Genomic DNA, 24645 nt, shown 5'->3' with positions numbered 1-24645 from the left:
TTTTGCTTTAAAGACTACATAAAAAGATGCAAAAATAAGCTACTTTGCATCGTACAATATGTAGTGCGAACTTGAGAAAAAGGTGGAAAAATTGCAGCAGTATGCTATTGGTCAACGTTGGCTATCAGATACAGAGACTGAGCTCGGTTTAGGCGTTCTTATTGATGTAGATGAAAGATCTGTCAGCATTTTATTCCCCAAGAGCGATGAAACGCGTGTTTATGCACGCAACAATGCACCGCTTTCTCGCATCATCTTTAATGTAAATGATGAAGTTCAAGACCAAGAAGGCAATAAGTGGAATGTCGAGTCTATTGAAGACCGTCATGGTGTTTTGCGTTATAACGTGGTTCGTACTTTAGAAAATGGCGAGCAAGAACGTAAAGCGCTAAACGAAACACGTATTGGTGCACAAATTCAATTATCAAAACCTTTAGATCGTTTGCTGGCAAGCCAGATTGATTATAAAGAGTGGTATGACCTACGCATTGAAGCAATGCTGATGCAGGCGCAAATGCAAACCAGCCCATTACGCGGCTTGGTTGGGGCGCGTGTAGGTTTAATTCCGCATCAGCTTTATATTGCACATGAAGTCGGTAAACGTTTCGCACCACGTGTTTTACTTGCTGATGAAGTAGGTTTAGGTAAAACAATTGAAGCTGGTTTAATTATCCACCAACAGCTTAAAACCGGCCGTTCTGAACGTATCCTGATTTTAGTCCCTGATTCTCTGCAGTATCAGTGGATGATTGAAATGCGTCGCCGTTTCAATTTGCAATTTTCTCTGTTTGATTTAACCCGTACCGCATCTATTAAAGAACATGATCCAGAACTTAACCCGTTCTTAACTGAGCAATGCATTATTGCCAGCGTCGACTTGATGGTGGACCATGACGATTTGCGTGAGCAAGCATTAGAAGCTGGTTTCGATTTACTCGTCGTCGACGAAGCACATCACTTGATGTGGAGCGAAGAAGAGGGTGGTAACGATCGTTACGACTTGGTTGAAGAGCTTGCTGAAAATACGGCAGGTGTATTGTTGCTTACTGCAACGCCTGAACAGCTGGGTGTAGAAAGCCACTTTGCGCGCTTACGTTTGTTAGATCCACAGCGCTTTAGTAGTTTAGAGCGTTTCTTGGATGAAGAAGCTCAATATCAGCAAACTGCGCAAGTTGCAGAAGTGCTTATGTCAGATGAACCTTTAACTCAAGAGCATTTAACTGCTTTAGAAGGTTTGTTGGGGCATTCAATTGAAGACCAACCTGAGCAACGTTTCAGAGCGATTCATGAGTTGTTAGACCGTCACGGTACAGGTCGTATTTTATTCCGTAATACGCGTGAAGCGATTCAAGGCTTCCCTGGCCGTGATTGCCAACCTGCGCCTTTACCTGCGCCAGCAGATTGGTCAAAAGACGGTAAATTACGCGAACAAATGTGGCCAGAAGAAGCACAAATTGATGGCTCATGGATGCAAAATGATCCGCGTGTACCGTGGTTAATGGAAATTCTACGTAAAGAACTTAAGCATAAAAAAGTTCTTTTAATTGCCCGTAGTGGTCCTGTTGTCGAGTCTTTAGAAAGTGCGCTTCGTTTGCATGCAGGTATTCGTACAGCCATGTTCCATGAAGGTATGAGTTTGCTTGAGCGTGACCAAGCGGCTGCTTACTTTGCAGAAGAAAGCTACGGTGCTCAAATCTTACTTTGTTCAGAAATTGGTTCAGAAGGCCGTAACTTCCAGTTTGCGAGTGATTTAATTTTATTTGATTTGCCTGCAAACCCTGACGTTTTAGAACAACGTATTGGTCGTTTAGACCGTATTGGTCAAGAAAACCGTATCCAGATTCATGTACCGTATTTAATGGGCACCGCTCAAGAGCGTATGTTCCGTTGGTACAATGAAGCATTGAATATTTTCAGCAATATTTCTCCAACAGCTCAAACGCTACAAGAGAACTTTATTGTTGAATTAAAAGATTGCTTGCTTGCCGACCAAGGTCAAACATTTGAGGATTTACTCGAAGAAGTTAATGTTCAACGCCAAGCTTTAGAAGCAGAGTTACAAGCTGGTCGAGACCGTTTGCTTGAGTACAACTCATGTCGTCCTATCGTTGCACAAGAAATTGTTCAAGCGTTAGAAGACTATGATGACAATACAACGCTGCCTATGTTTGTGAAGCGTTTCATGTCTTCAACTAATATTGACTTTGATGAGCAAAGTAACGGTACAGTCATTATTCGTCCAACCGACCAGATGCAAGTGCAAGGTTTGGCATTAGATGAAGAAGGTATGACTGCGACTTTCTATCGTGACCAAGCGCAAATGCGTGAAGACGCTCAGTATCTAACTTTAGAACATCCATTTATTGAAAGTGTCATGGAAATGATCCGTACACAATCATTTGGTAGTACCAATGTTGCTGTGCTTAAGTCCAATGCATTAAAGCAAGGTTCGGTTTTACTTGAAGTCTGGTTTAAAGTTGATGTGGTGGCACCAAAATCCTTGAACTTGCCATCAAGCTTACCAAAACAACTTATTCGCGTATTGTTAAGTGAAAATGGTCAGGACTTATCTGAAAAGATTGATCCAACCATTTTAAAACCGTATTTGCATCACTTAGATGGCAATAGCTGCCGCCAAGTGGTTAAGGCCCGCCGTGAAGTGATTGAAGAGCGTTATAAACAAGCACTTGATATTGCTAAAGAAGGTTTACCTCAGCTTCAACAGCAAGCAAAAGAGCATTATGGTAATAAATGGCAATATGAGATTGATCGTTTAACTTACTTAAAACAGTTCAACCCGAGCATTCGCCAAGACGAAATTGAGCGCTTACAGAAGTTGCAAAAAGAAGGTTTAAGCTTGCTTGATGGCTTAACCGTAACCCCTGAAGCGATTCAAGTGCTTGTAGTAGTTAAACCATAAGCAATGAGTAATAAAAAAGCGCCACACGGGCGCTTTTTTATTGAGTAAATTTTGGTTAAATCAATCTGGCATCTTTTAATTCTAGTTTTAAATAAGCATAGAAAATCGGTGCTGCAATTAAGCCACTTAAGCCAAAGATTGACTCGAAAATTAACATAGCCAATAAAATTTCCCATGCATTGGCATTAATTTTATGACCAATAATTTTGGCATTAATAAAATATTCTAACTTGTGAACTAATACGAGGTAGAGTAGCGCAACACCTGCTAGACCGAGTGAAATTGTAAGAGCCGCAATAAAAGTTAAAGTATTTGAAATTAAATTCCCTAAAATTGGAATTAAGCCAAACATAAAGGTAAGAATGGTTAAGGTTTTGGCGAAAGGTAAGTGAACACCCCAGATCGGCAATAGGACAAAAGCAAATAATATAAAGAGCAGCGTATTAATCGCTGAAATTTTAATTTGTGCAAAAACTACATTTCTAAAAGAAATTGATAATTTTTGAATACGTTGAATCAGTAACGATTTGAAAACAGGTTGGGGGGTACGTCGGTGAAAGCCGTGAATAGCAACCAATATACCGATAATAAGACCCATCACCATAGTCACTAGATTATGCAAAATATCGGAACTGGCATTTTTTAATGTAGTCACGTTATCTTTCATAAACGCGAATATTTCATCTTTCAGTTCTGTAACGCTATCTGGAATATAGCCTGGTAAATATTTCCCAATCTCCGCTTGTAAGTGCAGTAGTGTTTGGTCGACTTTACCGTTAATACTATGTAAACCGACTCCTTTTAAATCATAAACTACAAAGCTAATTAAACTTGTAATGAAAAAGGCAAGAAGAGAAATAGTAATAATACTTAATAAAATACTAATAAAAATGCGGGCTCTTTGACCATCAATATAACGTTCAACAATAGAGCTTAAACTAATAATAATTTCATAAATGAGAAAGCCTGCAAAAAAACTTGCTAAGAGATGCAAGGGGATAACCGAAAGCAAAAAAATGCCCATCAGAATATAGCTTGCAATCAGGCTTTGACGATTACTCAAACTTTGCATGTGAATCCCTGAATAACGTGGGGAAGTATCGATATGTATTGCTAGAATTATTTACTTATACTCTTGCATCTAAGCTGCTTCAATCTATGGTTTATATTTTTATTAATCAGCAGGCACAGGTGTATAAAAAATGGCTTGTAAAATCACAAACCATTTTATGTGGAATCTATCTTATTTTTGCTTCGTCTAGATGACGGGCACCTTCTAAAATCATTCTGATCATAATCATTGTTTGTTCTGCGACTTCCGCACGCTGATCAATAGGAAGGTCAATCACTTTGGCACCCATGTGAAAAACAAGTTGTGTAATTGCTTTTGCAACAAGTTCAGGATGGTATAGATGATTGTTATTGAGGCGTTCTAAGCGAATTAAATCTTCTTGTAGCTCTTGCTGAAAGAAGTTGAGCTGTCGATCTACAGCAGCTTTATAAGAAGCGGAACCTGTAAAACCTTCTCGCAACAATAAACTTAAATTACCTTCATCAGCATCCAGCTGTTGCAGAAAAATTTCGACGGAACTACGAATAATGCTGTCTTGCAAAGATGCACGAAGGCGAGCTTGACGAATAATTTTACGTAATACGATACCGGCACGGTCAATGAGTGAAATAGCTAATTCATCAATGTCTTTAAAGTGACGATAAAAACTGTTTGGGGCAATACCAGCTTCTCTTGCAACTTCACGTAAGCTGAGTGAGGCAATACTTTTTTGTGGACCAATCAGGTTAAGAGCTGCCTGAAAAAGTTCTTCTTTCGTAATCGTCGCTTTTCTTCCAACAGAACGCGTTACTGTTTTTATTTCAATGACATCTTGTGATGAGGTTGTGTCATTTGGGCTCTGAGAAAGTGAGGTTTGGGTCATGTTTTTCAATATATTCTTAAACTGTCTGGATTATAGCGTTAGACAGGGAACTTGTGAAATTGTAATTAAAAGTACGAGTGTATATACAAATATATATACATGTGTATAATAATTAAAAAAGAGCGACAGAGCCCTCAGTTATGCAAGCAATCGAAAAGAGAAATTCTCTATTCAATTCATTAACACAAGCTGTATTTGACAAAAATATGGCGAACTTCTGGCTACAAAAAATAAATCCTTTATGGTCCGTGCAGCATGGACTAGTTCAAATTGTAAAAAAAGAATTCGTAGCTCATGACACCGTGAGCCTGACATTAAAATGTAACCGCTTGGTGAAAATGGGCGCGGCAGGTCAACATCATCCAGTGATTGTTGAAATTGCGGGCCGTCGTTATGAACGTACTTATAGCTTGACGCAAATTGATGCAGAGCACTTACGTTTAACAGTTAAAAAAGTTGCTGATGGTATTGTCAGTAACTGGTTTATTGCAGAAAGCAAAATTGGTGATGTTTTTGAGCTTGGGCAGCCTTATGGTGACATGCAACAAAACATTCAGACACCGAAATTAATTATGTTAGCTGCTGGTAGTGGTATTACACCAATGTTGAGCTTAATCACAGCAATTAAGCAAAGCCAACAGTTAGAAAAAACGCAGGTTCAGCTTTTATATTGGGTCAAACAGCGTTCTGATGCTGCTTTTACAGAGTACTTTGAACAAGTGGCTGAACAAAACCCAAACTTTAGCTATCAGGTGTTTTACACACAAGAAACACCAAATGATGAACGTTTAAATGCCGAACATCTTGCACTGGTTGATGGTATTGAAAACAGCACAGTTTATGCATGTGGTCCATCGGGTTTTGTTTCAAATGTTGAACAGCTTTTTGAAAAAGCACCAACAGTACTTACTGAAGCATTTAGTTTAACTAATGAAAGTTCTGCGGATGACATTGGTTATGTGAATGTCACATTAACCCAGTCTAATAAAGTGATTGCAATTCCTAAAGGCCAATCCATTTTGGTCAGCCTTGAGCATGAAGGCCTTAAGCCGACACATGGCTGTCGTATGGGAATTTGTAATAAATGTGTTTGTAGTAAAACGCAAGGTTCTACACGTAATTTACTAAACGGTAGCCAAAATACGGAACCAAGCCAATTACTTAAAATTTGTGTGAACTCAGCACAATCCGATCTAGTTATTGATCTTTAAGAGAGAACTCTTATGAATATGCCAGTGAAAGTCGAATATTTTAAAAATCCTAAAAATCGAGATTTGACTCCAGCAGAACTTGAAGCATTTGCAAAAGAGCTTGATCAGATCAAACAAGAAGTATTGGATGATTTGGGTGAAAAAGACGCTAAATATATCCGCCGTGTCTATGCTGCTATTCGTTATAGTAGCTTTTTAGGCCGGGCTTGTTTATTTGCAGGTTGGTTCCCGCCAGCGTGGATTTTAGGTACGGGTCTATTAGGCTTCTCTAAAATTATGGAGAACATGGAGCTCGGCCATAATGTTATGCACGGTCAATATGACTGGATGAATGACCCGAAATTTAATGGTCAAACTTATGAATGGGATACTGTAGGTACCTCTGATAACTGGCGTCAAACCCATAACTATAAACATCATACTTATACCAATATTAAAGGTATTGATGATGACATTGGTTATGGCTTACTTCGCTTATTCCCTGAGCAACGTTGGAAGCCAGGGTTCTTGTTGCAACCGATTTATAGTATTCCATTTTGCTTATTGTTCCAGTGGGGCGTAGCAATTCAGAATCTTGAAATTGGGCGTGTACTTTACAAACGTAAGACCAAGGCACAATTTTTAGAAGAGCTAAAACCGGTTAATAAAAAGATTGGCAAGCAACTTTTTAAAGATTATGTTTTCTTCCCTCTTATTGCAGGGCCGGCAGCATTACCAGTATTTACAGGTAACTTGGTCGCAAATGGTCTTCGTAATATCTGGACCTTTAGTATTATTTTCTGTGGTCATTTCACGAAAGATGCAGAAGTGTTTCCAAAATCTGTTTTACAAGAAGAAAGTCGTGGACACTGGTATATGCGCCAAATTCGTGGTTCTTCTAACTTAACAGGTTCAGAAGCATTCCATATTTTGTCTGGTCACTTAAGTCATCAAATTGAACATCACTTATTCCCAGATATTCCTGCTCGTCGTTATCGTCAAATGGCTCCAAAAGTTGAGGCGGTTTGTAAGAAATATGGCTTGAACTATAACAATGCCAGCTTTGTTAAGCAGTTTGGACAAGTGGTTGGGCGTATTGTGAAATATGCGTTCCCATTTAAAAAATAAGATAAAAGAGCCCTGAGAATTCAGGGCTTTTTTTATTTCTTTTTAGAAATCCACATGGTAATTGTGGCATGAAATACTTTATCTTTGTGAGTGTCGTAAATATCTACGTTGACTAAATATTCTCCAGCTTTTTCCCAGTTATAATCAGCTTCCACTGGTGTAGCAATTGCAATTAAGTCTGTTTCAGCTTTTTTTAAATATTCAACAGTCATTCCTTTTGGAATCCAGCGATGGGTAGACGGGACAGTAACTTCTGTCATTGTTCCACCCGCCAGTTCAGCCATATTACACATCGCAATCGCATGGACTGTTCCAATGTGGTTAAGCACAGAACGCTTCTTCTTAATAGAAATTTCGCAATAATTCGGTTTTAACTCAATAAAAAGAGGGGAAATACTGCCGAAATAAGGTGCTTTTAAGCACAGCATACGAGAGAAAGTCCACTTGCCTTTAGGAAAAGCCGTTACTTTATTCCAGAGTTCTAATGTGGTTGCCATGATTTGACTTCCTTTAATTTTAAAAAATACAGAATATTATTCTGTTTAAGAATATAGTTCTGTTTACAAATATGCGTCAAGTCATTCAAAATATCTCCGATGACTGGTCAGAGAATACAAAATGGTATCTGCTCAAAATTTATTAGAACGCTTATATCCTGGAAGAAGAGCTGCTTTAAAACGACAAATATTATTAGATGCTTTAGATTGTTTTTTAGAGCAGGGCATTGAAACGACTAGTATTGAAATGATTCGTGCCAAATCAGAAAGTAGCGTTGGGGCGATTTATCATCATTTTAAAAATAAAGAGGGTATAGTTGCGGCCTTATTTTTTTCAGCTTTAGATGATCAAACAGCTCTGAGAGATGAATATTTAAAACAGTCCAAAACATTAAAAGATGTTGTAGAAGCTCTAATTTATAGTTATGTGGACTGGGTAAGTGAGCAACCGGAATTTGCAAAATTCTTAATTAATGCACGTTTTAACATTATAGAGGGGGAGGAACAGCAGCAACTTGCACAAAAAAATAAGAGTAGAAACCAAAAGATATTTAGCTTGATTTCAAACTTTGAAGAATTTAAAGCATTTAGTTTAATTCCACATGAACTTTTGCTTTCATTAGTGATTGGTTCTACAGAGAGCTATTGCCGTGCGTGGTTATCACAACGTGTAAAAGCTGACCCCAAAGACTATAGAGAAATTCTGGCAAAAGCAGCTTGGAATTCATTACAGGATTTGCGTTTAGAACATTAATAGCGAGCAATAAAAAACCGCATGAAGAATGCGGTTTTTAGATTGAAAAATGAATTATTTAAACTGGATTGAACCGTTTGCATTTACAGTAATTTTAGACTCACCAGCAGCCATGTCTTGAGCTGGTGCCGCTTCAGCAGCAGCGAACTTAGCTAGGCTGGCACGCATTACAGGTTGAGGAAAATAGTTATTCGTGTTCAGGTTTAGAGTGACCAAAGAATATTGGCTTTTATTCCATGCTTGAGTCAATATTTGCGCACGCTGTTGAAAGTTTTTAGATGCTTCTACCATCAATTCATTCTCAACTTTTTTACGTTGCTCATCTGAGACGCTAAAATTAATGGATTGAGTTTGAAAGCTTTGTTGTAACTCATTAATTAATTGACTAGCAGCTTTGAAATCTTTACTTTCTAGACGAATTTCCGCGCGGCCACGCCATTCTTTTAATTTATTACTGTCATTGTCATAAATTGGATAAGTGCTTTGAGCACCAGTTTCCACTTTCACTTGTGGATATTTACGCGAAGTCGCGAGTGCTTGGTTCATTAACTGGTTAATTTGGTTTGAAAGTTCTGCAGGCTGCTTATTGCTTTTTTCAATATATAAAGTTGCATGCATTTCATCGTTTGAAACTTGGCGAGAAGCTTCTGCTTGAACATTTACAATATTGTAGTGAAGGGCATTATCATCTTGGGCAAAAACCATAGGGCTGAGTACCGTACCAAGGAGAAGAGTAGATATTGCTAAAGTACGCATAAATTTATCCTTTAAAAATTAATATAAATTTAATTTTTTTCATTAAGAAATGTTAAACATAAGTTATGCATAACTTTTGCAGATTTTGTGGGGTATTTGTAATATTTAAATCAAGTTTTTTAATTTTTGGTAAGAATAAAATTCTTTAAAAATAAAAAACTTAGAATTAAAGTGTTTCAATGTAACTTAAAAAATCACACGAATATAAAAAAAGAATATTTTCTTTAGGTTGTCACATAGTATGATGATAATTCATCATAACTATTGGGATAATACAATTTTTCAATAAGATTAGATGAGTAAAGTACACAAAAGACGTTTTTTTTCTTGCAAAATTAGGTATCATCGCGCTCCTAGTTACAAGATATAAAATATGTGTCTTCGCTAGTTCTATAAAGCACCGAGTCAAAGGACCAAAAGTCACCAGACTTATTTCTTTCTACCCTTATCAGAGATGGTAATCCGATATGAGCGTTACTTCTGTCAACCCTGCCACTAATGCTACCAACGAATATTATTTGACTCGCCAAAGTCAAATGGAATCGAATGTTCGTAGCTATCCACGTAAATTACCGTTAGCGATAGCGAAAGCACAAGGTTGCTGGGTTACTGATGTTGAAGGTACACAGTACCTTGATTGTTTAGCTGGGGCAGGTACATTGGCTTTAGGTCATAATCATCCTGCGGTGATTCAAAGTATTCAAGACACATTGGCAAGTAGTTTGCCATTGCATACTTTAGACTTAACCACACCTTTAAAAGATGCGTTTACTGAAGCGTTGTTAGCATATTTACCAGGTGGTAAAGAAGAATATTGCTTACAGTTCTGTGGTCCTTCTGGTGCAGATGCGACTGAGGCAGCAATTAAACTTGCTAAAACTTACACTGGCCGTAGCTCAGTGATCAGTTTCTCTGGTGGTTACCATGGTATGACTCATGGTTCACTTGCAATGACTGGTAACTTAAGTGCAAAAAATGCAGTGAATGGCTTAATGCCAGGCGTACAATTCATGCCATATCCGCATGAATATCGCTGCCCACTTGGTTTAGGTGGTGAAGCTGGTGTTGACGCTTTAACTTACTATTTCGAAAACTTTATTGAAGATGTTGAAAGCGGTGTAACTAAGCCTGCTGCTGTTATTCTTGAAGCAATTCAAGGTGAAGGCGGTGTTGTTACAGCTCCAGTAAAATGGTTGCAAAAAATCCGTGAAGTGACTGAAAAGCACAACATCGTTTTAATTTTAGATGAAGTTCAAGCAGGCTTTGCTCGTTCAGGCAAAATGTTTGCATTTGAACATGCCGGTATTGAACCTGATGTCGTTGTAATGTCTAAAGCAGTAGGTGGTGGTTTACCACTTGCAGTATTAGGTATTAAGCGTAAATTTGATGCTTGGCAGCCTGCTGGCCACACTGGTACTTTCCGTGGTAACCAACTTGCTATGGGTACAGGTCTTGTCGTATTAGAAACGATCAAGGAACAAAACCTTGCTCAAAATGCACAAGAGCGTGGTGAATTCTTACAAGCTGAATTGAAAAAATTAGCTACTGAATTCCCATGTATTGGTAACGTACGTGGCCGCGGTTTAATGATTGGTGTTGAAATCGTTGACGAGCGTAAACCTGCTGACCGTATCGGTTCTCACCCTGCTGACTCTCAGTTAGCGGCTGCGATCCAAACTGCTTGCTTTAACAACAAGTTATTGCTTGAAAAAGGTGGTCGTAACGGTACAGTAATTCGTTTACTTTGCCCACTCATCATTACTCAAGAAGAGTGTGTAGAAGTAATTGCTCGCTTTAAGAAAGCAGTTGCAGAAGCATTGGTTGCAGTGCGAGGCGCGTAAGTATGGTGGATTTTGCAGAACATCGTAAAGCGTTACTCTGCAATGATGCACAATCCATTGCTGACTATGAGTCAGCAATGGGCGAAGCGGTAAAAGCCGTTTCAGCATGGTTGCAAAATGAAAAAATGTACACAGGCGGCAGTATTAAAGAATTGCGTTCAGCAATTTCTTTCCAACCTTCAAAAGAAGGTATGGGTGTACAACAATCTCTTCAACGTATGATTGAGCTTTTCTTGAATAAAAGCTTGAAAGTACACCATCCACACTCATTAGCACATTTACACTGCCCAACCATGGTGATGAGCCAGATCGCGGAAGTGTTAATCAATGCAACTAACCAGTCTATGGACTCATGGGATCAAAGCCCGGCAGGTTCATTAATGGAAGTTCAGCTTATTGATTGGTTGCGTCAAAAAGTAGGTTACGGTTCTGGTCAGGCAGGTGTGTTCACTTCTGGCGGTACTCAATCTAACTTGATGGGTGTGTTACTTGCTCGTGACTGGTGCATTGCGAAAAACTGGAAAGACGAAAATGGTAACCCATGGTCTGTACAGCGTGATGGTATTCCAGCTGAAGCAATGAAAAACGTCAAAGTCATTTGTTCTGAAAATGCACATTTCTCTGTGCAAAAGAACATGGCAATGATGGGCATGGGCTTCCAGTCAGTTGTGACTGTTCCTGTGAATGAAAATGCACAGATGGATGTTGATGCTCTTGAAAAAACAATGGCGCATCTTCAAGCTGAAGGTAAAGTTGTTGCTTGTGTCGTTGCGACAGCGGGTACAACTGATGCTGGTGCAATTGATCCATTGAAAAAAATCCGTGAAATTACTAATAAGTATGGTTCATGGATGCATATCGATGCTGCGTGGGGCGGTGCACTGATCTTATCAAATGACTATCGTGCAATGCTTGATGGTATTGAGCTGTCTGATTCGATCACTCTCGACTTCCATAAGCATTATTTCCAAAGCATCAGCTGTGGCGCGTTCTTGTTAAAAGATGAAGCTAACTATCGTTTCATGCACTACGAAGCTGAGTACTTGAACTCTGCTTATGATGAAGAGCATGGCGTACCTAACCTTGTGTCTAAATCATTACAAACGACTCGTCGTTTTGATGCTTTAAAATTGTGGATGACCATTGAATCACTTGGCGAAGAGCTATATGGTTCAATGATTGATCATGGTGTAAAACTGACTCGTGAAGTTGCAGATTACATCAAGGCAACTGAAGGTTTAGAGCTTTTAGTTGAACCACAATTTGCTTCGGTATTGTTCCGTGTTGTTCCGGAAGGTTACCCAGTTGAGTTTATCGATAGTTTGAACCAAAACGTAGCAGATGAATTGTTTGCACGTGGTGAAGCAAATATCGGTGTAACAAAAGTTGGTAATGTACAGTCATTGAAGATGACAACATTAAGCCCTGTAGTAACTGTCGACAACGTTAAGAATCTTTTAGCTCAAGTATTGGCTGAAGCTGAACGCATTAAAGATGCGATTGCTTCTGGTAACTATGTACCACCAATCGACTAATTGAGTTGATACCCCAAAAAGCTCGGTTTATTGCCGGGCTTTTTTATTACATATTATTTTTATTAAAAGTGTGTATCAGAAGAAGGGTATATGCACAAAACATGCATATTTTCAAAAAACAAAAATAATTATGCATGATTTATGGTGAGCAAATTTCTTATTGTATTGGTATGTTCCCGATTTTTTGGTCGCATTGATATATCAATACGGCACTTGCTTTAAACCATTTTGCATAAAGTAAGAAGTCGTAATTACAATTAAGACAAGGAAGAAGAAATGCAACAAGCGAATATGCTTAATGAATTTAAACTTATTATTGGCGGTCAACTTTGTTCAGGTGAACAAGGTGAACTGGAAATTATTAACCCTGCTACTGGCTTAACTGCGGCACGTTGTGCAAAAGCATCAGTTGCACAAGTGAATCAAGCTGTTAGTGCAGCTAAACAGGCTTCTAAAGCTTGGCAGCTTGTCTCGCATGATGAGCGTAAATCAATTTTAAACAAGATTGCAGACGGTATTGAAAAGCACGCTGAAATGCTTGCAGAGCTGGTGGTGCTTGAACAAGGTAAACCACTTGCACTGGCACAAATGGAAGTGCAAGGTGCAATTGGCTGGACGCGTTATGCGGCTTCTATGGATTTACCGGTAGAAGTAATTGAAGACAGTGAAACTAAGCGTATTGAGCGCCATCGACAACCATTGGGTGTAGTGGCTTCAATTACGCCATGGAACTGGCCACTCATGATTGCAGTTTGGCATATCATGCCTGCTTTACGTGCAGGTAATGTTGTCATTAGCAAACCTTCGGAATACACACCATTATCGACTTTACGTCTATGTGAAATCATTCAGCAAGAAGTTCCGGCAGGTGTGATCTCAATTGTGGTTGGTGCTGGTGAGATTGGTGAAGCATTATCTTCTCATCCAGATGTGCAAAAAGTCGTGTTTACGGGATCAACTCGAACAGGGCAGCACATTATGGCTGGTGCAGCTCAGCAGCTAAAACACTTAACTTTAGAGCTTGGCGGTAATGATGCTGGTATTGTATTACCAGATGCAAATATCGATGAAATTGCTGCTAAGATTTTTAATATGGCGTTCTTGAATGCTGGTCAAACATGTGCGGCGTTAAAGCGTTTATATGTGCATGAAAGCCAATATGAAGCTTTATCTCAAAAGTTAGCTGATATTGCCAACGCTCAAGTTGTGGGGGATGGTATGGCATCTTCTACAACATTTGGACCAGTACAAAACCAGATGCAATATAACAAGGTAAAAGCTCTGATTACTGAAGCGATTGCACAAGGTGCAAAAGCACTTTCTGGACAACAACAGCTACCAGAGCAGGGCTACTTTATTGCGCCAACTATTTTGACTGAAGTTTCTGACTCTTGCCGTGTGGTGCAAGAAGAGCAATTTGGTCCAGTGTTGCCTGTTTTAAAATATACCGATATCAACGATGCTATTGCTCGTGCCAATGACAGTGAGTTTGGTTTGGGTGGTTCAATTTGGTCTTCTGATCTTAAAACCGCACAGACCTACGCTACACAGCTTCAATGTGGAACGGTTTGGATTAATACCCATGCAGAAATACTGCCTCATGCACCTTTCGGCGGCTGGAAAATGTCTGGCTTAGGCGCTGAGTTTGGTTTGGAAGGTTTGCTTGAAAATACGATTGGACAAACGGTCCATATTAGTAAAGTCTAAATATTAATTTTAAGGCGGATTTAGTATCCGCCTTTTTATTTCACTTTTAAGAGTGAAAAGCTGAGTTATTTTATTGAGAGTGATGATAGCTTATGCTTTTAGGCTTGATTAAAAAATGATTCTGTTCTTTAATTTTTTTTAGAACAATGTAAGACTTTATGTGGCCTATAAAATTATAAGAAAGTAATCTTTCAGTCACAAATTGAGAAAGCTGTTCTAAATTTTCAGCAACGACTTTTAAAATAAAATCTGCATCACCACTAATTGAAAATGCATCCTGAATGTTATCTTCAGCTTCAATCAGCTCTTGGAAAGCCTGCTGTGATTTCGCCTCGTGTGTCCTTAAGTTTATGTGAATCATCGCTGTAACTTCCAGCCCTAGCGCCTGTTGCTGGATGCGTGCCGTGTAGCCAAGAATCACGCCCTTTTGTTCAAGCAATTGACGTCGTCTTGAACATTGAGAAGCAGATAAACCGATTAAATCTCCAATTTCCTGATTGGTGAGTCGTCCATTCTTTTGTAGTGCCTGAATGATTTGCCAGTCGAACTTATCCATTGCATAAAATCCTTTTATGATACACAAATCATGTATTTTTATTAAAATGCGTTTTCATTATGCACGAAATCTAAAAGATAGATGAAATATTATTTTTCTATGGAATAAAAATTGGTCTCAAAGGATATAGAGCAATGTTCATAGAAATTGGTGAATTTTTAAATCTTCGTCTAAAACAAATGGGTATCCAACATCTTTTTGGTGTACCTGGTGATTTTAACCTCTCATATCTAGAACAAGTTGAAGCAGACCCACAACTCGAATTTATTGGAAATTGTAATGAATTAAATGCTGCCTATGCAGCAGACGGTTATGCACGAATTAACGGTTTTTCTGCCTTGGCAACCACTTATGGTGTAGGTGACTTAAGTGCTATTAATGGTATTGCCGGTGCCTATGCAGAAAATGTACCTCTTATTCATATCTCAGGTATTCCACCTTTACATGCAGTTCAAAAGGGCACTCTCATACATCATACGTTAGTTGATGGTAACTACGACAACATTATGAACTGTATGAAAGAGTTCACAGTTGCCCAAACTCGTTTAACTCCTGCAAATGCAGCTTCTGAAATTGACCGCGTATTGCGTCAGTGTTTCCTTGAACGCCGTCCTGTACACATCCAACTACCTGGTGATATTACTCACGTTAAAATTGAAGTGTCTGAGCGTCCGCTCGACCTAAGCTACCCAGCTGTTGAACCTGAATTATTGCAAAGTGTGGTAAGCAAACTTTGTGACATTATTGAGAATGCTCAAAGTCCAGCGCTTTTAATTGATAATGAGGCTTCAGTTTTTGGTGTAACTTCACTTTTAAATGATTTATCTCAAAAATGCTCAATTCCATTTGCAGGTATGAATACTGCAAAAAATATTATGGATGAAGGCTCACCTCGTTACATCGGAACTTATGTGGGTGGAGCAAGCCAACCGCATGTAAAAAATATCATTGAACAATCTGACTGTTTAATTGGTGTTGGCGCGCGCTTTACCGATGTAGGCTCAGCTGTATTTACGCATCAAATTGAGACCAAGAACTACATCGAAATTAAATCTTATGGCTTAAATATTTTTGGTCAGGATTTTCCGGGTATTGAAATTGGACAATTACTTGTCGAGCTAAATAAAAAAGTTGCGCCACGTAAATCGTCAATACCTCTTCTTGAAAAACAACCTCAGAAAGTAATTGAAGCGCCAGCTCAACAGAAGCTTAGCCAAGATGTGCTTTGGAACTACATTTCAGGGTTCTTAAAAGAAGATGATGTGATTATTGGTGAAGTAGGAACATCAAACTCTGCTTTGTCAGGTATCAAACTTCCTGCCTCAGCTAAATATATTGCGCAGCCGCTTTGGGGTTCTATTGGTTATACCTTGCCAGCTTTGCTTGGTAGTTTGTTAGCTGCTCCTGAGCGTCGTCAAATTTTGTTTATTGGTGACGGTTCGTTCCAGCTTACGGTACAAGAACTCTCTACGATTATCCGCCATGGTTTAAAACCAATTATTTTCTTGTTGAACAATGGCGGCTATACCATTGAACGTTTAATTATGGGTGAAAACGCTGCCTATAACGACGTGCAAAACTGGAAATACACCGAAATTCCAGCGGTATTTAACGGTAAAAAAGGCCATACCACTTACGTGGTTGAGACTGCTGGCCAACTGAAGAGCGTTTTAGATAATGTTCAGCAAAATGATCAGTTAACTTTCATTGAATTGAAACTACCAGCAATGGATGCGCCGGTAAGTTTGAAAAAATTTGCTTCTGTGATTGCACGTTTTGACTACGGTGATCGCGGCTATGAAATTTTAAAGGAGCGTTCCCAACCAGTTAAATGTAAGGATGCAATCTCTTTTTAAATAGAAGATAGGACACGTCTTCTCAAAAATTAAATGGACTCATACTAAAGCAACTTATGTCCGAAGGTCGGTTTCTGACCTTCGGATATGGTGCTGAATAAAGGTGTACAGGAAGTGACACCAACATTGGAGATAATGTTATGGATGCAAACAATAAGCACGAGTTAAAACAAGGCTTATCCAATCGGCATATTCAACTCATCGCACTCGGAGGGGCGATCGGAACAGGATTATTCTTAGGTTTATCACAAACAATTAAACTGGCAGGTCCTTCAATTTTATTGGGATATGCAATTGCAGGAATTATTGCCTTTTTGATTATGCGTCATTTAGGTGAAATGGTTGTTGAAGAACCGGTAAGTGGTTCTTTTAGTTATTTTGCGAACAAATACTGGGGCAAAATGGCTGGTTTTATGTCTGGCTGGAACTACTGGGTTTTGTATGTACTGGTGAGTATGGCCGAACTGAGTGCGATTGGTACTTTTATTCAGTTTTGGTGGCCAGAAATTCCGACATGGCTGACCGCTCTATTTTTCTTTATTTTAATTAACGGCATTAACTTGGTAAATGTCCGCTTTTTTGGGGAATCGGAGTTCTTATTTTCCTGCATTAAAATTGTTGCGATTTTAAGTATGATTGGCTTCGGTGCTTATCTTTTACTTTCAGGCTCAGCAGGTCCGCAAGCGGGTGTTGCAAATTTATGGCAACACGGTGGTTTCTTTCCGCATGGTATTCATGGCTTTATTATGGCTTTGGCTGTCATTATGTTTGCATTCGGTGGTCTGGAACTTATCGGTATTGCTGCGGCTGAAACGAAAAAACCTGAAACAACAATTCCAAAGGCAGTAAACCAGATTGTTTATCGCATCCTGATTTTTTATATCGGTGCAATCGGTATTCTTTTATGTCTTTATCCATGGAATATGGTGGCAGAAGGCGGTAGCCCGTTTGTCTTAATTTTCCAGTCACTCAATAGTAATGGTGTTGCGAACGTTCTAAACTTTGTGGTCTTGATTGCTGCTATTTCGGTTTATAACAGTTGTATTTACTGTAATAGTCGTATGTTGCATGGTTTAGCAGAGCAGGGCAATGCGCCAGCAATTTTGAAAAAAGTGAACAGCCGCGGTATTCCGGTCCCTGCTGCAATTGTGTCTGCTTCAATTACAGCAGTCTGTGTAGTGGTCAACTATTTAATTCCAGGTCAAGCTTTTCAGCTCTTTATGATGTTGGTTGTGGCGGCGCTTGTTATTAACTGGCTTATGATCTCAGTCACGCATTTGAAATTTACCAAAGCAATGAAATTGCAAAAGCGTCAAACCAAATTCCAAAGCATTATGAGCCCATGGAGTAATTATTTAACTATTAGCTTTGTATGTTTCATTCTCATTATTATGGCGATGACACCAGATATGAGGCTCGCTGTTATTTTGGGGCCTATCTGGCTTGCTGTTTTAGCGATTATGTATTTCTTTAAGTATCGTAAAAAAATGGTCGCAATGCCGGAAGTACAATCAAACTAATAAGCTAAATTTACAGTGATATTGCGGTTATCTGACATATGACAGATAACCGTTTTTGTTTTGTCATAATATTTTCATGTTCGGGCGAAATAATTTTTTAAAAATAAAGGTGACACGTAAAAAATTGAGAATTGTGTCAATAAAATAATTTTGTAACATCAATTCATTAAATTACTTAAGTTTTTATAATTTAAGCATAATTATAATTTTATTATTTTGAACATTTGTCATATTTCCCATTAAATCTAAATATCAAAGTACTTGTAAAATCATCTTAAATATTTGATATAAAATAGATTTAAAAATGTGACAATGAACATTATAAAAATCATGAAAGCGTCATAATACTGTAACTTATTTGTCATATTTTCTATTCACAATGCAGCTATCGAAGAGCGTACAAGCACTCAACAAAAAGTGACGTACAACCTATTGCATTAATGAGAGAGAACAGAATGCGCTTAAATCCACGTCAAATCGCAATTGCATTAGCAGTAACTGGGGCCGCTGTAACAACGACTGCAAATGCAGCTCGTGATACGATTCAAATTGCTGGTTCTTCAACTGTATTACCATTTGCCAGCGTTGTAGCTGAAGAGTTTGGTAATACATTCCCTCAATTTAAAACTCCTGTTGTAGGTTCTGGTGGTTCTTCTGCTGGTTTAAAACAGTTCTGTCAAGGTGTTGGTGACAACACAATCGACGTTGCAAACGCTTCTCGTAAAATTAAAAGCACTGAAATCGAAGCTTGTAACAAAGCTGGTGTAAAACAAATTCAAGAAATCAAAATTGGTTATGACGGTATTGTATTTGCCTCTAGCTCAAGCAAAGCAGCTTATAAATTAAAACCTTACCATGTGTTTGCTGCTTTAGCTGCACAGTTACCTTCAAAAGGTAAATTGGTTCCAAACCCTTATACAAACTGGAACCAAATTGACAAATCACTTCCTAATGAGCCTATTACACTTGTTATTCCTGCGTCTAACCACGGTACGCGTGAAGTTTTCCAAGAGAAAATGGTTGAAGCTGGTTGCGAAGCGTATGAATACTTCAAGAGCTTAGACAAAGACGCTCAAAAGAAAGCATGTTCTACTTTCCGTAAAGACGGCCGTGTAATTGAAATTGCTGGTGACTATACAGAAACTCTAGCTCGCTTAAAAACTTCTCCAAGTGCAGTAGGCGTATTTGGTTTAAGTTTCTATGACATGAACCGTGACAAGTTACGTGTAGCGACAGTAAACAACGTAGTTCCTTCTGAGAAAACTGTGTTAAATGGTACATACCCTGTATCTCGTCCACTATACTTCTATGTAAAAGGCGAGCACTTAAAATCAGTTAAAGGTTTACCACAATACGTAGAATACTTCCTAAGCAAAAAAGCGACTGGTAAAGGTTCTAAAGCTGAGCGTGATGGTTTAATCGCGATGTCTGATGCAGAACGCGCTAAAGTTTTAGCTGACTTTAAAGCAGGTAAAACTGTTAAATAAGTTAGTTTGAATAGGGGCTGGTGATCTCAAGCGATCATCAGCCTTTTTGTCTAACACGTTTTTCCCAAATTATGACAATTGAGAAAACAGTGGAGAATACATGAATCTGCTACTTATCGGTGTGTTGTTAGCCCTTGTGGCAATTGCATATCAACTTGGGCTGAGAAAGAGCCGCCACCTAGCAGGTAAGGGAAGCAACTCGGCGACATTACATTCTCGTCCTGGTTATTATGGCGCACTGGTTGGGCTTTGGTGCGGTATCCCTGCTTTTTTAATTTTGATCATTTGGAACTTGGTTGAGCCAAGTATTTTAAATCATATTATCTTTAACAACGTACCTGCTTCTGTAACAGCTTCTCTAGATGAAGCAGCAAGAAGTGTACTTGTTGATCGAGTTCAAGCGATCGCTTCTGGTTTTGGGGTAAGTGATCATCCCGCAGCTTATGAGTTGGCTGCTGCTCAGCAATATGCAAAATTTCAAACTATTGGCTCTTTTGCCAAATTTGCTGTTGTTGTCTGTGCCGCTTTGTTGGGCTTAGTGTGGGCAAAGAAAAAAATCAGCCAAGAATATCGCGCACGTAACCAAGTTGAGCGTGCAATTAATGTTGGTTTGATCTTATGTTCTGGCGTTGCAATTTTAACCACGATCGGCATTGTAATGTCGATGTTTGGTGAGGCAATGCACTTCTTCCATTTTGTAAGTCCAATCGACTTTTTCTTTGGTACAGAATGGAACCCCGGCTTTAGTACTTCAGGTAATGCAGAAGGTAGTTATGGTTTATTACCATTACTATGGGGCACGCTCATGGTCAGTGGTATTGCCTTATTAGTTGCTGTACCTGTTGGCTTAATGATTGCTATTTATTTAGCTGAATATGCTTCGCCGTGGTTACGCTCATGGGCAAAACCTACCATTGAAGTTTTAGCGGGTATTCCAACAATCGTTTATGGTGTTTTTGCCATGATGATTATTGGGCCATTCTTTAAAGCTGCTGGTGCGTATGTTGGTATTGAAATTAATGCAACCAGTGCTTTGACTGCTGGTTTTGTAATGGGAATTATGATTATCCCATTCGTTTCATCTTTGTCTGATGACATTATTACTCAAGTTCCTCGTGCACTTCGTGATGGTTCGTTAGGACTGGGCGCAACCAAATCAGAAACGATTCGCCAAGTGGTTTTACCGGCAGCTTTACCGGGTATTACAGGGGCATTTTTATTGGCTGTTTCGCGTGCCGTAGGGGAAACCATGATTGTGGTTTTGGCAGCAGGGAACAGTCCACTTCTACATGCAAATCCGTTTGAAGCTGTTTCGACAGTTACCGTAACCATTGTAAAACAGTTAACGGGTGATACTGATTTTGCGAGCCCACAGGCCTTGGTGGCATTTGCACTGGGTTTAACACTCTTTGTGATCACTTTAGGATTAAACATTGTTGCACTGTACATTGTGCGTAAATACCGTGAGCAATACGAATGAGTACATCAAATACATCGTCTCCTATGGATCAGAACGTATTTGATCCACAAGCCGCTGCTCAGGCACGTGATCGCCGTAAAAAAGTGATTGAAAAATCACTGGCTAAACGTCACCGCAAAGAAAAAGCTTTCCGCTTTGCAGGTTTGTCAGCAGTTGTTATTGGCCTTGCATTCGTTGCGCTACTGTTTGGCAGTATTTTGGCAAAAGGGTTACCGGCATTCTGGCAAACCAGTATGAATGTACCGGTCTACTTCGATCCTAAAGTAATTGATGCAGGTCCAGTGCCGGTACGTACACAAGGTGAAACACCTGCACATTACCAAGAGCGTTATGTCGATTGGCAAACGAAAATGGGGATGGTCGATTGGGATAGCCTGATCGTAAATGGCATGATTGCTAAAGATCCTTCACTTGCATCACAACGCGATTATTTAAGTAGCCTTTATGCAAGTTCTGAAGCTTATCGCTTACGTGATATGGTGTTTGCTGACCCATCACTCATTGGGAAAAAAGAGAACTTAACTTTCTTGGGTGATGCCAATGTAGATGTATGGCTGAAGGGTAATATTGACCGTTCATTACCAGACGACCAGCAACAACTTGATCCGGAAATCCGCAAGTTGGCAGATGACCTTAAAGCAAAAGGTGTACTTGAAAATACCTTTAATACGACTTTATTTAAGAATCCTGACTCTCGTAGTTCACCAGCGATTAGTGGTCTTGCAGGCGCATTCATGGGTTCATTATTCATGATGCTGATTGTGATCATTATTTCAATTCCAATCGGTGTTGCCAGCGCAATCTATCTTGAAGAATTTGCTCCAAAGAATGTCATTACAGACATTATTGAAGTCAACATTAATAACCTTGCTGCTGTACCTTCAATCGTGTTTGGTTTGTTGGGTGCTGCAATCTTTATTGGTTGGATGCATTTACCGTTGTCAGCTCCTTTTGTCGGTGGTTTGGTATTAAGTTTAATGACACTACCAACAGTCATTATTACAACACGTGCTTCTTTAAAAGCTGTGCCACCTTCAATTCGACAAGCTGCTCTAGGTTTAGGTGCGTCTAAAGTACAAACCGTTTTCCATCATGTTTTACCGTTAGCGTTGCCGGGCATCATGACGGGTGCAATTATTGGTGTTGCACACGCACTCGGTGAAACTGCACCTTTACTTTTAATCGGGATGAGTGCATTCGTTGCAAGTGTTCCAACCACCCCATTTGATCAAGCAACTGCTTTACCTGTCCAAGTTTATCTATGGCAGGGTAATGAGTTGCGTAACTTCTTCGAAGGCCGTACTGCTGCTGCGATTATCGTACTTCTTGCATTAATGATTGGTTTAAACAGCCTTGCAATTTGGTTACGTAAAAAGTTCGAAGTGCGTTGGTAATAGAGGATAAATCATGAATACTATTGATATTACGAATTCCTTAGAAAAGGATAAGTTAGTGAATACTGAACAATCTCAACTTACAGATACACAACTGCATCATGGCACTTCGTACGTTTCGCATTTTGAACCACATGCTTCAAAAAAGCCAAACTCAACCGAAATCAAGATCAGTGCACAAGATGCCCATGTTTATTATGGTGACTTTGAAGCGATTAAAGGCATCGATTTAGATATTTATCAAAATGAAGTAATTGCGTTTATTGGGCCATCAGGCTGCGGTAAATCGACTTTCCTGCGTACTTTAAACCGTATGAACGACACGATTGATGGCTGTCGTGTGACAGGTAAGATCACTCTAGATAACAAAAATATCTATGATCCAAATCTGGATGTTGTATTGCTGCGTGCACAGGTTGGTATGGTGTTCCAAAAGCCAAATCCATTTCCTAAATCTATTTTTGATAACGTGGCATATGGTCCGAAGCTACACGGTTTAGCACGTGACAAATATGACTTAGAAGAAATTGTTGAAAATAGCTTGCGTAAAGCAGGTCTATGGGAAGAAGTGAAGGATCGTTTAAACCAACCGGGTACTGGCTTATCTGGTGGTCAGCAACAACGTTTATGTATTGCACGTACAATTGCAGTAAGTCCAGAAGTGATCTTGATGGATGAACCTTGTTCTGCGCTTGACCCAATCGCAACGGCGAAAGTGGAAGAGCTGATTTCTGAACTTTCTGATCAATACACAATCGTTATTGTAACGCACTCGATGCAACAAGCAGCTCGTGTTTCAGACCGTACAGCTTACTTCCATTTAGGTGATTTGATTGAAGTAAACTCTACAGAGAAAGTATTTACTCAGCCTGACCACCAATTGACAGAAGCGTACATTACTGGCCGTTTCGGTTAATTGATCGTTGTAAAAGAAAAAGAGCCTCGTGCTCTTTTTCTTTTATTTAATAAATGAAAATGACTCTATTTTGCAAAATCGCTATTGAATTTTAATCAAAAGAACCACATCTTAAGGCTATAAAGACAAACTTATGAGCATAGAATTTTATGTTATTCCATTTGCCTAAACTCCCTGCGGAAATACGTGTCAGTCATTTAAATGCACGTGTAAATGAACAGAGAAAAAAAATTGCACAAACCACAGCAAGTCGTTTAGAGCTTTTACAATTGGCTCAACAACTTGCAAAAGAAGCTAAAATTCGCCGTAAGAACAACCAGAAAATTTTTGTTTTAGATTTTAAAGGTGACATTCAGGCATCTGCGGTTGAAAATCTTCGTGAAGAAATCACCCTTATTTTAGCAACGGCTAAAGCTGGACGTGACCGTGTTGTGGTACGTCTTGAAAGTCCGGGTGGTATGGTTCATGGATATGGATTGGCGGCAGCTCAATTGGTTCGTTTGCGTGACGCAGGTTTTCATTTAACGATTTGTGTCGATAAGGTTGCGGCAAGTGGCGGCTACATGATGGCTTGTATTGCAAATGAAATTATTTCTGCACCGTTTGCTGTTGTGGGTTCGATTGGTGTTGTGGCTCAGGTACCAAATTTTAATCGTCTTTTAAAAGAACATAACGTGGACTTCGAACTTTACACAGCAGGGCAATATAAACGTACTGTCACCATGTTTGGTGAGAATACTCCTGAAGGTAAGGCGAAGTTTGAAGAAGAGCTACAACAAACGCATGTGTTGTTTAAGCACTTTGTAGAGAAATATCGTCCACAGCTTAATGTGGACAAGGTTGCTACAGGTGAACATTGGTATGGTCAAGATGCACTTGATTTAAACCTTGTAGACAAACTACAAACTTCCGATGAGTATCTATTAGCATTGTTACCTCAGCATGATGTATATGTAATTAATACCCGTAAAAAAGCAACTTTGGGTGAAAAATTAGGTTTACAAGCAGCTCAAATGGCAGATAGCCTGATCCCGGCTGTAATGAATAAAGTGGCTGATACTTTAGCAAAAGCGAATTCAACTTTAGTTCAAATGCGCGATACTAAATTTTAATTAAGATATATTTTCAAATTAAAGAGTGCCTTTTAGGGGTGCTCTTTTTTATGCGAAAGATT

General features: G+C 39.2%; 19 protein-coding genes. 14 read left to right on the top strand and 5 right to left on the bottom strand.

Going from position 1 to position 24645, the window contains the following annotated elements; genetic code table 11:
• The first annotated feature begins 82 nt into the window (after positions 1–82).
• Positions 83–2920: an RNA polymerase-associated protein RapA gene (gene rapA / locus EGS71_RS07415; RefSeq protein ID WP_000413591.1), complete on the top strand. Its 2838-nt coding sequence runs from the start codon at positions 83–85 to the stop codon at positions 2918–2920.
• A gap of 55 nt (positions 2921–2975) precedes the next feature.
• Here the strand turns inward: rapA and EGS71_RS07410 are convergent, their stop codons facing one another.
• Positions 2976–3992: an AI-2E family transporter gene (locus tag EGS71_RS07410; RefSeq protein WP_001191208.1), complete on the bottom strand. Its 1017-nt coding sequence runs from the start codon at positions 3990–3992 to the stop codon at positions 2976–2978.
• Between the two features lie 166 nt (positions 3993–4158).
• Entirely contained in the window at positions 4159–4854 is a 696-nt protein-coding gene (gene fabR / locus EGS71_RS07405) for an HTH-type transcriptional repressor FabR (RefSeq protein WP_000195202.1), read from the bottom strand.
• 140 nt (positions 4855–4994) lie between these two features.
• On the opposite strand from fabR, the gene EGS71_RS07400 reads away from it, so the two are divergent.
• Positions 4995–6065, top strand: a complete 1071-nt coding sequence (locus EGS71_RS07400) for a ferredoxin reductase (RefSeq protein ID WP_001147892.1) — start codon at positions 4995–4997, stop codon at positions 6063–6065.
• Positions 6066–6077: 12 nt separating this feature from the next.
• The gene (locus EGS71_RS07395) at positions 6078–7172 is read left to right on the top strand and encodes a fatty acid desaturase family protein (RefSeq protein ID WP_001057073.1); all 1095 of its coding nucleotides are present in this window, start codon (positions 6078–6080) and stop codon (positions 7170–7172) included.
• A 32-nt stretch (positions 7173–7204) separates the two neighbouring features.
• Here the strand turns inward: EGS71_RS07395 and EGS71_RS07390 are convergent, their stop codons facing one another.
• Positions 7205–7669 (bottom strand): hotdog fold domain-containing protein, encoded by a 465-nt coding sequence (locus EGS71_RS07390; protein WP_000246244.1) that lies wholly within the window; start codon positions 7667–7669, stop codon positions 7205–7207.
• A gap of 121 nt (positions 7670–7790) precedes the next feature.
• Here EGS71_RS07390 and EGS71_RS07385 point away from each other — a divergent pair, with 121 nt between their 5' ends.
• On the top strand, positions 7791–8423 hold the full coding sequence (locus EGS71_RS07385) for a TetR/AcrR family transcriptional regulator (protein WP_000253001.1): 633 nt from the start codon (positions 7791–7793) through the stop codon (positions 8421–8423).
• 54 nt (positions 8424–8477) lie between these two features.
• On the opposite strand, the gene EGS71_RS07380 is transcribed toward EGS71_RS07385, so the two are convergent.
• Entirely contained in the window at positions 8478–9179 is a 702-nt protein-coding gene (locus EGS71_RS07380) for an SIMPL domain-containing protein (protein WP_001259420.1), read from the bottom strand.
• Positions 9180–9646: 467 nt separating this feature from the next.
• Here EGS71_RS07380 and EGS71_RS07375 point away from each other — a divergent pair, with 467 nt between their 5' ends.
• From EGS71_RS07375 to EGS71_RS07365, 3 genes are all read left to right on the top strand, one after another.
• Positions 9647–11020 (top strand): diaminobutyrate--2-oxoglutarate transaminase, encoded by a 1374-nt coding sequence (locus EGS71_RS07375; RefSeq protein WP_000117544.1) that lies wholly within the window; start codon positions 9647–9649, stop codon positions 11018–11020.
• Between the two features lie 2 nt (positions 11021–11022).
• On the top strand, positions 11023–12555 hold the full coding sequence (locus tag EGS71_RS07370) for a pyridoxal phosphate-dependent decarboxylase family protein (RefSeq protein ID WP_000227388.1): 1533 nt from the start codon (positions 11023–11025) through the stop codon (positions 12553–12555).
• Between the two features lie 276 nt (positions 12556–12831).
• Positions 12832–14262, top strand: coding sequence for an aldehyde dehydrogenase family protein (locus EGS71_RS07365; protein WP_001183487.1), 1431 nt, complete (start codon positions 12832–12834; stop codon positions 14260–14262).
• A gap of 70 nt (positions 14263–14332) precedes the next feature.
• On the opposite strand, the gene EGS71_RS07360 is transcribed toward EGS71_RS07365, so the two are convergent.
• Entirely contained in the window at positions 14333–14818 is a 486-nt protein-coding gene (locus tag EGS71_RS07360) for an Lrp/AsnC family transcriptional regulator (protein WP_000357089.1), read from the bottom strand.
• Between the two features lie 134 nt (positions 14819–14952).
• Here EGS71_RS07360 and EGS71_RS07355 point away from each other — a divergent pair, with 134 nt between their 5' ends.
• From EGS71_RS07355 to sohB, 7 genes are all read left to right on the top strand, one after another.
• On the top strand, positions 14953–16674 hold the full coding sequence (locus EGS71_RS07355; RefSeq protein WP_000469456.1) for an alpha-keto acid decarboxylase family protein: 1722 nt from the start codon (positions 14953–14955) through the stop codon (positions 16672–16674).
• A 140-nt stretch (positions 16675–16814) separates the two neighbouring features.
• Positions 16815–18194 carry an amino acid permease gene (locus EGS71_RS07350; RefSeq protein WP_000339846.1) on the top strand — a complete coding sequence of 460 codons (1380 nt, stop codon included), beginning with the start codon at positions 16815–16817 and terminating at the stop codon, positions 18192–18194.
• A gap of 455 nt (positions 18195–18649) precedes the next feature.
• Positions 18650–19681 carry a substrate-binding domain-containing protein gene (locus tag EGS71_RS07345; RefSeq protein ID WP_001238909.1) on the top strand — a complete coding sequence of 344 codons (1032 nt, stop codon included), beginning with the start codon at positions 18650–18652 and terminating at the stop codon, positions 19679–19681.
• A 100-nt stretch (positions 19682–19781) separates the two neighbouring features.
• On the top strand, positions 19782–21161 hold the full coding sequence (gene pstC, locus EGS71_RS07340) for a phosphate ABC transporter permease subunit PstC (RefSeq protein WP_001050723.1): 1380 nt from the start codon (positions 19782–19784) through the stop codon (positions 21159–21161).
• Complete coding sequence (pstA, locus tag EGS71_RS07335) at positions 21158–22555, top strand: phosphate ABC transporter permease PstA (RefSeq protein ID WP_000107954.1); 1398 nt, start codon at positions 21158–21160, stop codon at positions 22553–22555. Before pstC ends, pstA begins: the two co-directional genes overlap by 4 nt.
• A 13-nt stretch (positions 22556–22568) precedes the next feature.
• The gene (gene pstB / locus EGS71_RS07330) at positions 22569–23471 is read left to right on the top strand and encodes a phosphate ABC transporter ATP-binding protein PstB (protein WP_001091973.1); all 903 of its coding nucleotides are present in this window, start codon (positions 22569–22571) and stop codon (positions 23469–23471) included.
• A 149-nt stretch (positions 23472–23620) separates the two neighbouring features.
• On the top strand, positions 23621–24583 hold the full coding sequence (gene sohB / locus EGS71_RS07325) for a protease SohB (protein ID WP_000897185.1): 963 nt from the start codon (positions 23621–23623) through the stop codon (positions 24581–24583).
• Positions 24584–24645: the final 62 nt, after the last annotated feature.

Source organism: Acinetobacter sp. FDAARGOS_559, from assembly GCF_003940475.1.
In the GTDB taxonomy this organism is placed as follows: domain Bacteria; phylum Pseudomonadota; class Gammaproteobacteria; order Pseudomonadales; family Moraxellaceae; genus Acinetobacter; species Acinetobacter baumannii.
Note: the sequence above shows the minus strand (reverse complement) of the source record. Positions and strands in the feature narration are given on the sequence as shown.